At 64.5% G+C, this 15,865-nt stretch carries 18 protein-coding genes and 2 pseudogenes; 15 read left to right on the forward strand and 5 right to left on the reverse strand.

Annotation, left to right across the window (positions count from 1 at the left end):
* Nucleotides 1-105 precede the first annotated feature (105 nt).
* From ACIPUD_RS13265 to ACIPUD_RS13280, 4 genes are all read left to right on the forward strand, one after another.
* The gene (locus tag ACIPUD_RS13265) at nucleotides 106-351 is read left to right on the forward strand and encodes an acyl carrier protein (protein WP_018453301.1); all 246 of its coding nucleotides are present in this window, start codon (nucleotides 106-108) and stop codon (nucleotides 349-351) included.
* The gene (locus tag ACIPUD_RS13270; protein ID WP_368507013.1) at nucleotides 338-1,720 is read left to right on the forward strand and encodes a class I adenylate-forming enzyme family protein; all 1,383 of its coding nucleotides are present in this window, start codon (nucleotides 338-340) and stop codon (nucleotides 1,718-1,720) included. The genes ACIPUD_RS13265 and ACIPUD_RS13270 overlap by 14 nt, the downstream gene beginning before the upstream one ends.
* Nucleotides 1,713-2,435: an SDR family NAD(P)-dependent oxidoreductase gene (locus ACIPUD_RS13275; RefSeq protein WP_446480808.1), complete on the forward strand. Its 723-nt coding sequence runs from the start codon at nucleotides 1,713-1,715 to the stop codon at nucleotides 2,433-2,435. Before ACIPUD_RS13270 ends, ACIPUD_RS13275 begins: the two co-directional genes overlap by 8 nt.
* Nucleotides 2,436-2,560: 125 nt before the next feature.
* On the forward strand, nucleotides 2,561-2,776 hold the full coding sequence (locus ACIPUD_RS13280) for a hypothetical protein (protein WP_204512447.1): 216 nt from the start codon (nucleotides 2,561-2,563) through the stop codon (nucleotides 2,774-2,776).
* A gap of 4 nt (nucleotides 2,777-2,780) precedes the next feature.
* Here ACIPUD_RS13280 and ACIPUD_RS13285 read toward each other — a convergent pair.
* Nucleotides 2,781-3,206: pseudogene (locus ACIPUD_RS13285) on the reverse strand (hypothetical protein).
* 166 nt (nucleotides 3,207-3,372) lie between these two features.
* On the opposite strand from ACIPUD_RS13285, the gene ACIPUD_RS13290 reads away from it, so the two are divergent.
* Nucleotides 3,373-4,512, forward strand: a complete 1,140-nt coding sequence (locus tag ACIPUD_RS13290; RefSeq protein WP_085350710.1) for a DUF3095 domain-containing protein — start codon at nucleotides 3,373-3,375, stop codon at nucleotides 4,510-4,512.
* A gap of 4 nt (nucleotides 4,513-4,516) precedes the next feature.
* On the opposite strand, the pseudogene ACIPUD_RS13295 reads toward ACIPUD_RS13290, so the two are convergent.
* From ACIPUD_RS13295 to ACIPUD_RS13305, 3 genes and pseudogenes are all read right to left on the reverse strand, one after another.
* A pseudogene (locus tag ACIPUD_RS13295) lies at nucleotides 4,517-4,588 on the reverse strand (DUF2147 domain-containing protein); the annotation flags it as partial.
* A 51-nt stretch (nucleotides 4,589-4,639) separates the two neighbouring features.
* Entirely contained in the window at nucleotides 4,640-6,025 is a 1,386-nt protein-coding gene (locus ACIPUD_RS13300; protein WP_446480809.1) for an MATE family efflux transporter, read from the reverse strand.
* A gap of 82 nt (nucleotides 6,026-6,107) precedes the next feature.
* Entirely contained in the window at nucleotides 6,108-6,635 is a 528-nt protein-coding gene (locus tag ACIPUD_RS13305) for a GNAT family N-acetyltransferase (RefSeq protein ID WP_446480810.1), read from the reverse strand.
* A 238-nt stretch (nucleotides 6,636-6,873) separates the two neighbouring features.
* On the opposite strand from ACIPUD_RS13305, the gene ACIPUD_RS13310 reads away from it, so the two are divergent.
* The 10 genes from ACIPUD_RS13310 to ACIPUD_RS13355 all read left to right on the forward strand — a co-directional run bounded on the left by ACIPUD_RS13310 (nucleotide 6,874) and on the right by ACIPUD_RS13355 (nucleotide 14,164).
* On the forward strand, nucleotides 6,874-7,470 hold the full coding sequence (locus tag ACIPUD_RS13310; RefSeq protein WP_007615200.1) for a superoxide dismutase: 597 nt from the start codon (nucleotides 6,874-6,876) through the stop codon (nucleotides 7,468-7,470).
* Between the two features lie 228 nt (nucleotides 7,471-7,698).
* A complete protein-coding gene (locus ACIPUD_RS13315) occupies nucleotides 7,699-8,310 on the forward strand; it encodes a permease (RefSeq protein WP_446480811.1) in 612 nt (203 codons plus the stop codon).
* Nucleotides 8,307-8,807 (forward strand): hypothetical protein, encoded by a 501-nt coding sequence (locus ACIPUD_RS13320; RefSeq protein ID WP_018453311.1) that lies wholly within the window; start codon nucleotides 8,307-8,309, stop codon nucleotides 8,805-8,807. The genes ACIPUD_RS13315 and ACIPUD_RS13320 overlap by 4 nt, the downstream gene beginning before the upstream one ends.
* Nucleotides 8,808-8,850: 43 nt before the next feature.
* Nucleotides 8,851-9,087, forward strand: a complete 237-nt coding sequence (locus tag ACIPUD_RS13325) for a hypothetical protein (RefSeq protein ID WP_039798633.1) — start codon at nucleotides 8,851-8,853, stop codon at nucleotides 9,085-9,087.
* Nucleotides 9,088-9,089: 2 nt separating this feature from the next.
* Nucleotides 9,090-9,845 carry a metal ABC transporter ATP-binding protein gene (locus tag ACIPUD_RS13330; RefSeq protein ID WP_446480812.1) on the forward strand — a complete coding sequence of 252 codons (756 nt, stop codon included), beginning with the start codon at nucleotides 9,090-9,092 and terminating at the stop codon, nucleotides 9,843-9,845.
* 6 nt (nucleotides 9,846-9,851) lie between these two features.
* Entirely contained in the window at nucleotides 9,852-10,721 is an 870-nt protein-coding gene (locus ACIPUD_RS13335; RefSeq protein ID WP_007597190.1) for a metal ABC transporter permease, read from the forward strand.
* A gap of 5 nt (nucleotides 10,722-10,726) precedes the next feature.
* Entirely contained in the window at nucleotides 10,727-11,590 is an 864-nt protein-coding gene (locus ACIPUD_RS13340; RefSeq protein WP_377829018.1) for a metal ABC transporter substrate-binding protein, read from the forward strand.
* Between the two features lie 54 nt (nucleotides 11,591-11,644).
* Nucleotides 11,645-12,688 (forward strand): CobW family GTP-binding protein, encoded by a 1,044-nt coding sequence (locus ACIPUD_RS13345; protein ID WP_377788145.1) that lies wholly within the window; start codon nucleotides 11,645-11,647, stop codon nucleotides 12,686-12,688.
* On the forward strand, nucleotides 12,688-13,707 hold the full coding sequence (locus ACIPUD_RS13350; protein WP_018453316.1) for a WD40 repeat domain-containing protein: 1,020 nt from the start codon (nucleotides 12,688-12,690) through the stop codon (nucleotides 13,705-13,707). The genes ACIPUD_RS13345 and ACIPUD_RS13350 overlap by 1 nt, the downstream gene beginning before the upstream one ends.
* A gap of 121 nt (nucleotides 13,708-13,828) precedes the next feature.
* Nucleotides 13,829-14,164 (forward strand): hypothetical protein, encoded by a 336-nt coding sequence (locus ACIPUD_RS13355; protein ID WP_446480865.1) that lies wholly within the window; start codon nucleotides 13,829-13,831, stop codon nucleotides 14,162-14,164.
* Nucleotides 14,165-14,376: 212 nt separating this feature from the next.
* On the opposite strand, the gene ACIPUD_RS13360 is transcribed toward ACIPUD_RS13355, so the two are convergent.
* Nucleotides 14,377-15,819, reverse strand: a complete 1,443-nt coding sequence (locus ACIPUD_RS13360) for a homospermidine synthase (RefSeq protein ID WP_446480813.1) — start codon at nucleotides 15,817-15,819, stop codon at nucleotides 14,377-14,379.
* Between the last annotated feature and the right edge of the window lie 46 nt (nucleotides 15,820-15,865).

The following is a 15,865-nucleotide window of genomic DNA, read 5'->3' on the forward strand; positions in this document are numbered from 1 at the left end:
CGAATTGTCCAAGAAGCCATTTACTTCTGTCGGGTAAACAAACGGGCAAGGGAGGCGGTCATCAAGAACCGCCGCAACACGAACGACAACAGAAGCGAGCCAGCCATGTCGGTACGGTCTAAGGTCATTGAAGCGATCCAGCAGATCGCCAAGGAGCAGCACGTCGCGCTTCCCGCACTCTCGGACGAGCTGTCCCTGCACGAGACGGGCTTCGACTCGCTCGCCTTCGCCATCCTGGTGGCGCGCCTCGAGGACGAGACTGGCGTCGACCCTTTCACCATTTCCGAGGACGCAGCGTTCCCCGCCACCGTGGGCGATTTCGTGCGGGCCTACGAAAATGTCCCCGCGTGAGATCTTTGCGCTCCGCGACCATCTTGGCGCGGAGCTGACCGGCCGCACGCTGTCGGACGCGCACGATGTCGTGTCGCTGACGGATATCCTGTCGCAGACGGTCCTGGGTGGCCGCCTGGGCGAGCTGTCCGGCCGCGCGGTGCTGCTGAAATTGTCCGACCAGCTCCGATCGGGTCTTGCCATGATCGAGCTCGACGGTATTGCCCGCCGCATGCTGCTGTGCCCGCCGGATCTCAACCCGGCGCATCTCGACGCGCTGACGGCGGATGCCGGGATCGATGCCGTCGTCACCGACGAGCCCGATCGCTGGGCCGAGACTGGCGTGCCGCTGGTCGTCACCGCACAACTGCCGCTTCAAGCCACAGCGCCGGCCAGGACCGAGCGCGCCACGGAATGGCTGATGCTCACCTCGGGCACGTCGGGCGTGCCGAAAATCGTCGGCCATACGCTGGAAGCACTCACCGGCGCCATCGTCGCCGAAGGCCCGGCGCGCGGACCCGCGCCGGTATGGGCGACGTTCTACGACATCCGCCGCTATGGCGGCCTGCAGATATTCCTCCGCGCCGTCCTCTCGGGCGGCTCGATGGTGCTGTCCGATCCGCATGAGGCGCTCGCCGATCACGTCACGCGGCTGAACGCGCGGGGCGTCTCCCACATCTCCGGCACGCCCTCGCACTGGCGCAAGCTGTTGATGAGCGGCTCGGCCGCGCAGTTCGCGCCGCGCTATGTCCGCCTCTCCGGCGAGATCGCCGACCAGGCGGTGCTGGACGGCCTGAAAGCGGCGTTCCCGAATTCCTCCGTCGGCCATGCCTATGCGTCAACCGAGGCCGGCGTCGGCTTTGCCGTCAATGACGGGCTGGAAGGCTTTCCGGCGGACTATCTCGGCAACCGCAACGGCGTCGAAATGAAGGTCGTCGACGGCTCGCTACGTATCCGTTCGACGCGCACGGCGCACGCCTATATCGGCCGCGACGCGGCTGCGCTCACCGATGCAGACGGGTATGTCGACAGCGGCGATATCGTCGAATTGCGCGGCGACCGCTACTATTTCGTCGGACGCCGCGGCGGCATCATCAATATCGGTGGGCTGAAGGTTCACCCCGAAGAGATCGAGGCGGTGATCAACCGTCATCTCGATGTGCGGATGTCGAGGGCGAAGTCACGCAAGAGCCCGATCACCGGCGGCATCGTCGTCGCCGACGTGATCCTCGCCGACGGCACCGATCCGGCGCGCGCGAAAGAGATCCGCGACCAGATTCTGGATCAGTGCCGCGCTCAGCTCGCCTCCCACAAAGTGCCGGCGGTGATCCGCTTCGTCGAGGCACTCGACGTCACCCCGGCCGGCAAACTGGCGCGCACCGATGCATAATGTTCTCGTCACCGGCGGCAGCCGCGGCATCGGCCTTGCGATCGGCCAGCGGCTTGTTGATGGCGGCTACAACGTGATCGCGGCGGCGCGGCGCGAGAGCGACGAGCTCAAGGCGGCGATTGCCGGGTCGGACGGGCGCATGCATTTCCGCGCCTGCGACCTCGCTGTGATCGACGCGATCCCCGCCTATGCAAAACTCGTGCGCGATGAATTCGGCCCGATCTACGGCCTCGTCAACAATGCCGGCCTCGGCACCGAAGGCCTGCTCGCGACCATGCACAATTCCGAGATCGAGGCGCTGGTGCAGCTCAACGTGCTGTCGCCGATCATTCTCACCAAATATGTCGCGCGCCAGATGATGGCCGACGGCGCCGGCCGCATCATCAACATCTCCTCGATTATCGCGACGACCGGCTATAATGGCCTCTCGGTTTACGGTGCGACCAAGGCCGCCGCCACCGGCTTCACCCGTTCGCTCGCGCGCGAGGTCGGCAAGCTCGGCATCACCGTGAACGCGATCGCGCCCGGTTTCATCGACACTGAGCTGACGCACAACCTGTCCGACGACAGCCGCAAGCGCATCGCCGGCCGCAGCGCGCTGCGCCGCCTGCCGGAGACCGACGACGTCGCGCGGATGGTGGAGTATTTGCTGGGAGAGGGCGGTCGCAATGTGACGGGTACCGTGTTTACGGTCGACGCGGGCAACACGGCGTAGGCGGAACTCCATCGCCACAATTGCATTGATCCGGCGCAATGACATCATCCGGATTTGGTCGTAAGATCCCGCGCAATCGATTGGGTTACGTCAATCGATCTGCCCTAATCGATAGGGAGCAGTCCATGACCGCTTCGAGCCCGGACAAGGCGTCGGTAAAGCCATCTTGCGCACAGCAAAGCGACGTTCACTGCGAGCCCGTTCACTGCGAGCCGATGTCTCACCAAAATTCCGGTGACCACGGTTACGAAATGTATCCGCAGAAATTCGTGCGTCTTGTCGGCTGCCATGACGTTCCCGCCTCCGCGCTACGCAAGCGCGTGGGCGAGAAGCTGCACTAGACATTCAGGTCCGATGCTTCGGCAGGTCAATCCGTTCGTGTGAGAACTCCGGCGGGCCCTCGGTCAGGCGGCGGATCCGGCGCTCGCGTTCGTCTTCAGACAGCGCAGGATCGAGCAGTCCCCCGAGTTCACGCACCGCAAGCTCTTCGATCCTGGTGGCATCCGAAGCGAGCGGGTGCCCTGGCGGGAGTGCCGGGGGCGCGACCTTCAGGCCGAGCTCGACCAGCTTACGGATGGCTTCCGAGCGCTACAGGTGATGGGTTTCGGCCCAGCTATCCACGGCCGCGGTCAGGCTTTCCGGCGTCTTCACCGCGTTGATCGGATCACGCCCAGTGCGCCGGCTTGCCGGAGCGATGGAGTCCTTCCTGTCGAAGTCGGACACGTCGATGTTCCCGCGCAACCATGTCAGATCATCGAGACTAGACGCCATTTACGGTCAACCGTTTAATGACCTTCTGTGGCATTGCAGTGCGCCCTCATCTTGTTGTCCGGGTCCATTTCGGCCAATGGTTGCAAGGGCGCGCGCCTGGCGAACCGAATCGATTCTTCTACGTATGTCCCTTTGGACGTGCGTCCCAACCATCCGGCATCATCCGATGACATCAGCGTTCTATAGCGGCATTCCGGTCTTTCGCGGCTTCACCAGTCTGATGGACCCCGCTTTGTATTCGCCGCTGCCCGACGACTGGAGCGTCGGCGTTGCCGACATCGTGGATTCGACCAAGGCCATCGCGGCGCAGCGCTACAAGGCGGTGAACATGGCCGGTGCCGCCGTGATCGCGGCCGTGACGAATGCATTGGAGGGACGCGAATTTCCCTTCGTGTTCGGCGGCGACGGCGCGAGTTTTGCGGTCGCGCCTAATGATCTCGAACTGGCCCGCGAGGCTTTGGCTGCGACCGCGACCTGGGTGCGGGAAGATCTCGACTTGCGGATGCGCGTCGCGCTGGTGCCGGTGAGCGTCATTCGCGCGCATGGCCTAGACGTGCGCGTCGCGCGCTTCGGACCGTCGGCCAATTTGTCCTATGCGATGTTTTCTGGCGGCGGGCTCGCCTGGGCGGACGCAGCGATGAAGCGTGGCGAGTTTGCGATCACCGAAGCGCCCGCGGGGACGCAGCCCGATCTCTCCGGCCTGTCCTGCCGCTTCGAGGTGATTCCCGCTGCGCGCGGCCTGATCCTGTCCGTGCTGGTCATGCCGGCCCAAGGCGCCGATCCCTCGGCATTCCGCAACGTGATCGAGGACATCATCCATCTCGTCGAGCGCAGCCCGGATGCCGGTCGTCCCGTGCCGCCACAAGGGCCGCCGCTGACATGGCCGCCGCAAGGGCTGGAATATGAGGCGCGCACCAAGCGCGGAGGTCCGTTGCTCGCACGCCGCGCCAGCGTGCTGGCCTACACCCTTTTCGTCTATCTGATCATGCGCTTCGATCTCAAAGTCGGCGGCTTCGTGCCGAAGCTCTATACACGGCAGGTCGTGGAGAACTCCGACTTCCGAAAATATGACGACGGCCTGCGCATGATCCTCGACTGTACGCCGGAGCTCGAACGCGCCCTCAGCGATCGCCTCGCGATTGCCGCGCGCGACGGCATCGTGCGTTACGGCCTCTATCAGCAGGACGCTGCGATGATGACCTGCTTCACCCCGTCGGCGTTGCGCAGCGATCACGTCCATTTTATCGACGGCGCGCGGGGCGGCTACGCCTCGGCGGCGACGGCGCTGAAGGCGATGACGGCGTGAAGCGCTAGCGCCCCGCCCGCGTCCAGGTTTCGCCGCCGCAGAGCGCGCCGACGCAGCCTTCGACCCGCAGCGAATCTGGATGGAATCACATTCCCGCGTTTATTTGCCTGCGTGCAATGACCTGCGCTTATTTGACCCAGCGCACGAAGGCGACCGAGGCCGCGGTCGACAGCCCGAATACCGCCATGGCGCCGCCGACCAGCGCGAACAGGGTCCAGGCCGGAGCCTGCGCCATCACGAGGCCGCCGCCGCCGATCGCGACGATCAGAAGCCGTGCGGTGGAGGCGAGCACGGGACCGCCGACCCGCGCCGCGCCTTGCGAGGAGAAATACAGCGACACGCCCACGCCGAAGAACACGAAGGTTGGGCCTGCCCAGTGGAAGTAGCTGTGCGCGGCGGCGGCAACGCCGGGATCCCTGGTGAAGAGCGAAACCCACAGGGATGGATCGAGCGCGATGATGAGGCCGATCAGGCCGACGGTAAGTCCCGAGGCCCCGGCCGCGGTCCAGGCCACGCGCCGCGCGCGCTTCACCTGTCCGGCGCCCATCGCCATGCCGACCATCGGCACCGATGCGATGCCGAAGGCGAAGGTGATCGGGATCAGCAAGAATTCCAGTCGCGAGCCGATGCCGTAACCGGCGAGCATCTCGGTGCCGAAGGTCGCCAGGATCTTGGTGAAGATCAAAATGGTGAGCACGGTCTGGAGCGGCGACAGGCAGGCGACCGCGCCGACCTTGAGGATGTCGAAGAACAACGCGCGATCGAAATGGAAGGCGCCGAAATCCAGCGGCAGCCGGCTGCGGCCGGACCAGAGGTACCAGAGGAAGAAGATCGCAGCGCAGGTGAATGCGATCAACTGACCGGCGGCCACTCCGGGCATGCCGAATTGCGGCACGCCGAACAGGCCGAGCCCCAGCGTGCCGCCGAGCGCGATCTGGAGCACGCTCGTCCCGATCAGCGCCATCGAGGGCAGACGCATGTCGCCGGTGCCGCGGATCACCGACGCCAACGTGTTGACGAGCCAGATCGCGACCGCGCCGGAGAACAGCATTTGCGAATAGCCGCTGGCTTCCTCGAGCACACGCTCGCGCCCGCCCAGCAGCGCGAAGAACGAGCGGCCGAAGACGAGCATCGTCACCGTGAAGAAAAGCCCGCCGCAGAGGCCGATGATGGCGGCATGCAGCGCCAGCGTCGCCGCACGGTTCCGGTCGCCTGCGCCGAGCGCGCGGCTGATCGCAGACGAGACGCCGCCGCCCATCGCGCCTGCGCTCATCATCTGCGTCAGCATGGCGAATGGGAACACCAGCGCGATCGCGGCGAGCGGAATGGTGCCGAGCCGGCCGATATAGGAGGTCTCGGCGACCGCGACCAGCGTGCTGCCCACCATCGCGATCATGTTGGGGATCGCGAGCCGCAGCAGCGTCGGCAGGATCGGGGCCGTCAGCAAGCCGGCGATGGGGGAGGCGACCGGGGCAGGCAGCGGCACGGCGTCTATCGAGGCGTCGATCGTCATGTGTCACCGCGCGGAATATTGGATGATGATCGACATATTATATGGCGGGCAGCCCCGGCACCAGCCGCGCCTCACGCAGGGCTCACCAGGGCAGGCCGCAGAGGTCGATAGTGCCGAGTGTCGGCGCGCTGACGATGTTGCAGACATAGGGCGCCATGTGAGTGAAGCGGATCCGCCCCTCCGGCTGCTCGCAATAGACCTCGCCCTTGAAGGGGAGCCAGCTGCGGGCTTCGTAGAACGCGACATTGTGCGGCTCGCAGAACAGCAGCGCGAAGCGGACCGCCTCGTTGGCGCGCATGGTATGCACCGCGGCATCGATCGCCATGGTCGCATAGCCGCGGCCGCGCCGATCCTCCCGCGTGCAGACGCCGCCGATGCCGCCGATGTGAACCTTCTGCCCGTTCCAGGTGACGCTGCGGAAGTAGATGCCGACGTGGCAGACGAGACCATCCTCGGGCGTCTCGATCAGAACGCGCAGGTCGGCGTTGGCCCATTTGACGTGGGCCCAGGGCTGCTTCCCGACGATATCAGGTCCGAAGACCGCCTGGTGCAGCGGCTCCGCGATCCGCCAGGAGGCGTCGCCGTTCAAAATGTCGATCTCGATGCTCATGGCTCTCTCTTTCGCGTCTCCGCGCCGTCGGTGCGTGTCGTTCTGCCATAAGCACCTCAAAGGCAATGATATTTTATGGCCTGGTTGAAACGCCCTACATCCTTGCGACGATTTTATGCAATCCGGCCAAGCCGCCGCACCACGCCTTTTGGAAAATTCGCGGTATTTAACGGCCACGGAACCTTCTATAAGGGGTGACCGTTAAGTCTCGTTCCCCCATCAGTCGCGGACAACACCCATGACCTTTACGCTGCCCCCACTCCCCTACGCCTATGACGCCCTCGGACAATTCATGTCGAAGGAAACGCTCGAATTCCACCACGACAAGCATCATCAGGCCTATGTCACCAACGGCAACAACGCGCTCAAGGGCACCGAATGGGAAGGCAAGTCCCTTGAGGAGATCGTCAAGGGCTCGTTCGGCAAGAACCCCGCGGTGTTCAACAATGCCGGCCAACACTACAACCACATCCATTTCTGGAGCTGGATGAAGCCCAATGGCGGCGGCACCAAGCTGCCGGGCAAGATCGAGAAGAAGATCAACGAGGACCTCGGCGGCTTCGAGAAGTTCAAGACGGACTTCCAGGCGGCCGGCGTCGGCCAGTTCGGCTCCGGCTGGTGCTGGCTCCAAGTCAAGAACGGCAAGCTCGAGATTGCCAAGACCCCGAACGGCGAGAATCCGCTGGTGCACGGCGCCACCCCGATCCTCGGCTGCGACGTCTGGGAGCACTCCTACTACATCGACTACCGCAACCGCCGTCCCGACTATCTGAAGGCGTTTGTCGAGAACCTCGTGAACTGGGAATACGTCGAGTCGCTGTTCGACAAGGCCTGAGTTCGACGAGGCCTGGGCTTCACGCATTCCGGGGCCGGCTTTGCCGCTCCGGAATGACGGAATTGAAAGGCGGTCGCAGGCGCGGCCGCCTTTTTGTTGTGCGGAATTCGCACTTCGCCTCGCATGGCCCTGCGCGAGGTGCGCATCGCTCCCGTCATCGTACTGTTTGCATCGCATCTGCGGCGCCCTTAAGCAGGACGGGCATCACCCTCGAGCCGAACGCGCCCGTTGTCAGAACTTTCCCCGAAAGACCCTGCGCCCGCCGAGGACGCGGAATCCGAGCCGCGGCCGGGTCGCGTGCGCAAGCCGATCGGCTGGTCTACCATCATCATCGCAGCGCTGGTGGCGGTGAGCGCGGGTCTGGTCTGGCGGCGTGACGGCGCCGACGGTGTTCTCGACATACTGACCCACGATCTCTCGCTGTTCGGCGGCATCCTGCCCCGCGTGCTGGCCGGCTGCCTGCTCGGTGCGTTCATCTCCGAGATCCTGCCGCACGAAAAAGTCTCGCGCGCGCTCGGGCCGAAATCGGGCCTGAAAGGCCTTCTGATCGGCACCGCCTTCGGCGCGATCCTGCCCGGCGGTCCCTTCACCGCCTATCCCGTGGCGAGTGCGCTGCTGGCGGTCGGCGCCGATTTCGGTGCCACCATCGCCATGGTCGTGAGCTGGACCTTGATCGGCTATGGCCGGGCGGTCGCCTGGGAAATCCCGATTATGGGCACCGACTTCACGCTGTGGCGCATTGTCATCTCGCTGCCGTTGCCGGTGCTCGCAGGCGCGCTCGGCCGCTTCGTCTATGTCCGGCTTTATCCGAGGCTGGCCACCAAGGACGATGAGAATTGAGCGCCGCGCTCCTGATCGACATCCTGTTGTGGGGCTCGGTGTTCGGCGTCGGCCTGATCGCCTTTCGCCGTGGCCCACCGGTGTTCAAGGCTTCGCTGCGCGAAGGCTCCATGGACTTCATTAATATCGTGCCCCGCATCGCGCTGGGGGTGATCGGCTCCGGCTACATCGCCGCCATCATCCCGCAGGAGGTGATCAGCGGCTGGCTGGGCCCGGACAGCGGCTGGCTCGGGGTCGCGACTGCCGTGGTCGCCGGGGCCGCGACGCCCGGTGGCCCGGTAATCGGGTTCTCGATCGGGACGGTGGCCCTGAAATCGGGTGGTGGGGTGCCGCAGGTGGTCGCCTATGTCGTCGCTTGGGCGCTATTTGCCTTCCAGCGGGTGATTTTGTGGGAAATTCCGTTCATGCCGGCCCGTTTCGTCTGGTTCCGCTGCGCGGTTTCGGTGCCGTTCCCGTTCGTCGCCGCCGCCATCGCCATGCTGATCGGCAAACCCTGAGCCCGGCATGGACAGCTGTAATGTTATAATATAACATCCAGGAATGGTTCCCGCCGCGTCCCAAGCCCATCATAGCGATCATGCTCATAGCCATTCCCATGACGACGGGCATTCGCATGGACACGATCACACCCACGCACATGTCCACGGTGCGGCCTCTCCGCATCCGGCTCAGGCGGCGCACTGGTCGATCCTGCGCATGACGATGGCCGCCCGTCTCGCGGCCGCGCTCGCGGTCTGCGCCGTGCTTTGGGGCGTGGTCTTCCTGGCGATGAGGTGACCATGGCGGCGCTGCATTTCCACAACGTTACGCTCGGCTATGACCGCCATCCGGCCGTGCACCACCTCAATGGGGAGGTCGCGCCGGGCGCGCTGCTGGCCGTGATCGGCCCGAACGGCGCCGGCAAGTCGACGCTGCTGCGCGGCATCGTCGGCATCCTCAGGCCGCTCGACGGCAGCATCCATCTCGGCGGGCTCGACAGCCGCGATATCGCCTATCTGCCGCAGAGTGCGGAGATCGACCGCAGCTTCCCGATCTCGGTGCTGGATTTCGTCGCCACCGGGCTGTGGCGTGGGACCGGCCTGTTCGGCGGCATCGGCAAGGCGGCGCGCGAAAAGATCCTCCGCGCGATCGCTTCCGTTGGCCTCAACGGTTTCGAAAACCGCCCGATCGGAACGCTCTCGGGCGGCCAGATGCAGCGCGTGCTGTTCGCGCGCGTGCTGCTCCAGGACGCCCGGCTGATCGTGCTGGACGAGCCTTTCAACGCCATCGACAGCAAAACCACGGCCGATCTGCTGGCGCTGGTGAAGCGCTGGCATGGCGAGGGCCGCACAGTGCTCGCCGCACTGCACGACATGGAGATGGTGCGCACCCATTTCAGCGAGACGCTGGTGCTGGCGCGCGGCCCCGTGGCGTGGGGCCCGACGGCGGAGGTGCTGACGCCGGAAAACCTGATGGTGGCGATGCGGATGTGCGAAGCCTTCGACGACAGCGCCGCCGCCTGCTCGGCCGATGATGCCCGCTCACGGGCGGCTTGATATCCGATGCTCTATGACGCGTTGATCGGCCCGTTCACCGAATTCGAGTTCATGCGACGTGCGCTCGCGGCCGTTATCGCGCTGTCGCTCGCGGGTGCGCCGATCGGCGTGTTCCTGATGTTGCGGCGGATGAGCCTGGTCGGCGACGCCATGGCACATGCAATCCTCCCCGGCGCCGCTGTCGGTTTCCTGCTCTCCGGTCTCAATCTGTTCGCGATGACGGCCGGAGGCCTGATCGCAGGTTTTGCTGTCGCAATCCTCGCAGGCCTCGTCGCGCGCTCGACCGGGTTGAAGGAGGATGCCTCGCTCGCGACCTTCTATCTGGCCTCGCTGGCGCTCGGCGTCACCATCGTCTCGATCAAGGGCACCAATATCGACCTGCTGCACGTGCTGTTCGGCAATATTCTCGCGATGGACGACCAGACGCTGCTGGTCGTCGCATTCAACGCCACGGTCACGCTGCTGGTGCTCGCCGTGATCTACCGTCCGCTGGTGATCGAAAGCGTCGATCCGCTGTTTTTGCGCACCGTCAGCCGGGCCGGCGGGCCTGCGCATCTCGCTTTCCTCGCGCTGGTCGTGATCAACCTCGTCAACGGCTTTCAGGCGCTCGGCACGCTGCTCGCGGTCGGCCTGATGATCCTGCCGGCCGGCATCGCGCGGTTCTGGTCGCGCGATCTCACCGTCATGATCTGCATCGCGGTCGTCGCTGCCGCCGTGTCCGGCTATGCAGGTCTCGTGCTGTCGTTCCAGACCCGTGTGCCGTCGGGTCCTGCGATCATTCTGGTGGCGAGCGCGCTCTACACCGTCTCCGTCCTGTTCGGCCGGGTCGGCGGCGTCGTCAGGCAACTCTTTCCCGGCCGGCATCTGGAAGCGTGACAGCGATGCCGCGCATCCTGCTTTGTGTGCTTGTGCTGATCGCCTCGCCGCTGCACGCCGCGGAACGGCTAAAGGTCGTCGCGAGCTTCTCGATCCTGGCCGACTTCGTCCGTAATGTCGGCGGCGACCGGATCAATCTGACGACGTTGGTCGGGGCCGACAGCGACGTCCATGTCTACGCGCCCGCGCCAAGCGATGCGAAGCGGATCGCGGACGCAAAGCTGGTCATCGTCAACGGGCTTGGTCTCGAGGGCTGGCTGCCACGGCTCGTGCAGTCCTCGGGCAGCAAGGCGCAGGTGGTTATCGTGAGCGCCGGCATCGCGCCGCTCAAGCTCGGCTCGGCCGCAGATCCGCATGGCTGGCAGTCGGTCCCCAACGCCAAAATCTACGTCACCGACATCGCCAATGCGCTGGCCGCGGTCGACCCTGACGATGCGGAGTTCTTCCGCGCCCAGGCCAAGGCCTATTTGGAAAAGCTCGAAACGCTCGACCGCGAGGTCCGCGAAGCCGTGGCCAAGATCCCGCAGGAGCGTCGCAAGGTGATTTCGACCCATGACGCTTTCGGCTATTTCGCCGCCGAATACGGCGTCCAGTTCATCGCGCCCTTGGGCGTCTCCACGGAAACCGAGCCCAGCGCGCGGGACATCGCCACCATCATCGGCCAGATCAAGGCCCAAAAAATCCCCGCCGTGTTCCTGGAAAATATCAGCGACGACCGGCTGATCCGGCGGATCGCGGCGGAGACCGGCTCAAAAGTCGGTGGGACCCTGATTTCGGACGGTTTGACCGGCGAAAAGGGGCCTGCACCCACTTACATTGATATGGTCAGGCACAATATAAAGGCCCTGACCAGTGCGCTTGACCACTAGGGCAGGGGCCACCCCGCCTCGCGTCGCGCGAAAAGCCCGAAGTCCGGAGTTGTTATGTCTGAAGCGACCGCCCCAAAAATTCCCGTGACCGTCCTGACCGGCTATCTCGGTGCGGGCAAGACCACGCTGTTGAACCGCATCCTGTCGGAAAACCACGGCAAGAAATACGCCGTCATCGTCAACGAATTCGGCGAGATCGGCATCGACAACGACCTCATCATCGGTGCCGATGAGGAAGTGTTCGAAATGAACAACGGCTGCATCTGCTGCACCGTGCGCGGCGATCTCGTGCGCATCATGGAAGGCCTGATGAAGCGCAAGGGCAAGTTCGACGCCATCATCGTCGAGACCACCGGTCTTGCCGATCCGGCCCCCGTCGCCCAGACCTTCTTCGTCGACGAGGACGTGCAGAAGAGCGCGCGCCTCGATGCGGTGGTCACGGTTGCGGACGCCAAATGGCTATCCGACCGCCTCAAGGATGCACCTGAGGCCAAGAACCAGATCGCCTTTGCCGACGTCATCGTGCTGAACAAGATCGATCTCGTTTCCAAGGGAGAACTTGCCGAGGTCGAGGCCCGCATCCGCGCCATCAATCCCTATGCGAAACTGCATCGCACCGAGCGCTGCTCGGTGGCTTTGGCGGACGTGCTCGACCGCGGCGCTTTCGACCTCGACCGCATCCTCGACATCGAGCCGGACTTCCTGAATGCCGAGGATCATGACCACGACCATGATCATCACCATCACGACCATCATCACAATCATGATCACGGCCACGGCCTGAAGCACTATCACGACGAGGACATGCAGTCGCTGTCACTCAAGACCGACAAGCCGCTCGATCCGAACGTGTTCATGCCTTGGCTTCAGAACCTGGTGCAGGTGGAGGGCGGCAAGATCCTGCGCTCCAAGGGCATCCTTGCTTTCCACGACGATGATGACCGCTACGTCTTTCAGGGTGTCCACATGATGCTGGAGGGCAACCACCAGCGCAAATGGAAGGACGGCGAGCCGCGCGAGAGCCGCCTCGTCTTCATCGGTCGCGAATTGCCGCAAGACCTCATTCGCCAGGGTTTTGAGAGCTGCATCGTCTCGTGATGAAAGAGTTTACGCCACCCGCCGATTCCGCCTCGATCGTCTCCGTCACCGAGCGCGTCAAACCGCTCGCGCTCGGCATGGTCGTGACCTCCGTGCATTTCCTTGGCAACCGCGCCGCCTTCGTCGGCGGCGAGGAGAATGTCGCGCTCGTGGATAGCCAGGGTGAGATCAGCAAGATCGCCGTGCACAGCGGCGGCATTCTCTCGGCCGCCTCCGACGGCAAGCGCCTCGTGATGGGCGGCGACGATGGAAAAGTCGTGTCGCTCGAGGCCAAAGGCGAAGTGACGCTGCTTGCGACCGACCCGAAACGGCGCTGGATCGATGCGGTGGCGCTGCATCCGGACGGTGCCTACGCCTGGTCGGCTGGCAAGACTGCTTTCTTCAAGAGCGGCAAGAGCGAGGAGAAGTCGCTCGAGGTGCCCTCGACCGTCGGCGGCCTCGCGTTTGCGCCGAAGGGCCAGCGTCTCGCGATCGCCCATTACAACGGCGCGACGCTGTGGTTTCCCAACATGGCGGGGTCGGCCGAATTCCTGCCTTGGGCCGGCTCGCATCTCGGCGTCACCTTCAGCCCGGACAACAAATTCCTGGTCACCACGATGCACGAATCGGCGCTGCACGGCTGGCGGCTTGCCGACAACAGGCACATGCGCATGACCGGCTATCCCAGCCGCGTCCGCTCGATGTCGTGGAGCGCGGGCGGCAAGGCGCTGGCGACCTCGGGCGCCGACACGGTGATCCTGTGGCCGTTCGCTAGCAAGGATGGCCCGATGGGCAAGGAGCCAGCGATGCTCGCGCCGCTGCAGGCGCGCGTGTCGGTCGTCGCCTGCCACCCCAGGAACGACATCTTCGCCGCTGGCTACAGCGACGGCACCGTGCTGATGGTCCGTCTGGAGGACGGCGCCGAGATCCTCGTCCGCCGCAACGGCACGCCCGCAGTCGCCGCGCTCGCCTGGAACGCGAAGGGGACGCTGTTGGCGTTCGCCGACGAAAATGGTGATGGCGGCCTGCTCGAGCTTTAATCTGTCATCGTTCCGACCGTGGATGAGGCCATTTGGCGCGCAGCCGTCGAGTTCCGGCCGCCACGGCGGGAACCGCAGAGCGGCAATTTCGTTGATCCCGCAGACAAAGGCGGTGATCGACATGCCCGGCCAATATGACAAGCGCAGACTGAAGCTCGACTTGATGGTCGCCGGCTCGCTGTTCGCGGCAGGCGTCGTGGTGTCAGGCATGTCGCTGGCGCAAATCCGCGCCGAGACCCGGATGCAGACAGCCCAAGCGACGCAACCCCTTCAGGGCACACCGTCCGACGATCAGAATAAGCCCGCGGAAGCCAAGCCCGGCGGCGACCGGCCGACCACGCCCGCCCCAGAGCCCGCGCGGCCCGAACCGCAGACGCAGGGCGCTGCCGGCGCGGCGAAACCAGCATTGCCGCCAGCCCCAGCCGAGAAGATCGCACCGCCGATCGAGAGGAAGTAGGTTCTGCATCTACGCGGGTGCTGTCATCGTCCGCGAAGGCGGACGATCCAGTATTCCAGAGGCTGTGCGTGGATACGGAGATGCTGCGGCGTACTGGATGCCCGCCTGCCGCTTACGCTAAAGCTTCGGCGTGCCTGGACCTCAACCTCGGCTAAGCCTTGGCGTAGCCGGGTCGCGGGGCATGACAGCAGTGGCCGTGGCGCGACGCCGCCTCACCGCACCAGAACATTCCGGAACTGCCAGGGATCGCTAGTGTCGATGTCCTCCGGGAACAGTCCCGGACGGTCCGTCAGCGGCGTCCAGGCGGTATAAAAACCCTTCACCGGGCCGAGATACGGCAGCTGAATTTCCAGCAGACGATCGAAATCCATCTCGTCGGCTTCGACGATGCCCTCGTTCGGGTTTTCCAGCGCCCACACCATGCCGCCGAGCACGGCGGAGGTCACTTGCAGACCGGTGGCGTTCTGATAGGGCGCGAGCTTGCGGGTCTCTTCGATGGAGAGCTGCGAGCCGTACCAGTAGGCATTGTTGTCATGGCCGAACAGCAGCACGCCGAGTTCGTCGATGCCGTCGACGATTTCGTTCTCGTCGAGGATGTGGTGCTTTTCCTGCATCTTCGCGGCGCGGCCGAACATTTCATGCAGCGACAGCACGGCATCGTCAGCCGGATGATAGGCATAGTGGCAGGTCGGTCGATAGACCGCCGTGCCCGATGCGTCGCGCACGGTGAAATAGTCAGCGATCGAGATCGACTCGTTGTGGGTGACAAGGAAGCCATACTGCGCGCCGCGAGTCGGGCACCAGGTGCGCACGCGCGTGTTGGCGCCGGGCTGCATCAGATAGATGGCAGCGCCGCAGCCGGCTTCGTGAGTCCGCGCATTCTCGGGCATCCATTTTTCGTGGGTGCCCCAGCCGAGCTCGGAGGGCTGCACGCCTTCCGACAGGAAACCTTCCACCGACCAGGTGTTGACGAAGACATCGGGCTCTTTCGGCTTCTTGGAGCGCTGGGTGTCGCGTTCGGCGATATGGATGCCCTTGATGCCGGCTTGTCGCATCAAGTCCGCCCATTCGGCTTTTGTCTTCGGCTTGGGGGCATTGAGCTTCAGATCGGCGGCGACGTTGAGCAGCGCCTGCTTGACGAAAAACGAGACCATGCCGGGATTGGCACCACAGCAGGAGACGGCCGTCGTCGACCCCGCAGGGCGCGCCTTCTTGGCGGCCAGCGTCGCTTCGCGAAGGGCGTAGTTGGAGCGCGCTTCCGGGCCTTTCGAGGAGTCGAAATAGAAGCCGAGCCAGGGCTCGTTGACGGTGTCGATATAGAGAGCGCCGAGCTCGTTGCAGAGCTCCATGATGTCGGTGGAGCCGGTGTCGACCGAGAGATTGACGCAAAAGCCCTGGCCGCCGCCCTCAGTGAGCAGCGGGGTCAGCAACTCCCGATAATTGTCCTTGGTCACGCCCTTCTGGATGAAGCGCACATTGTGCTTCTCGCAATGAGCCTTGCGACCCTCGTCCTTTGGGTCGATCACGGTAACGCGCGACTTGTCGTAATCGAGATGCCGCTCGATCAGCGGCAACGTGCCTTTGCCGATGGAGCCGAAGCCGACCATGACGATGGGACCAGTGATCTTCGCGTAGATCTGCGAGGCGGGGCTCATGGGATGGTTTCTCCGGAACGTGCTGGCGAACAAATGGTGAGGGATG

The sequence above is a fragment of the Bradyrhizobium sp. CAR08 genome (assembly GCF_052871955.1).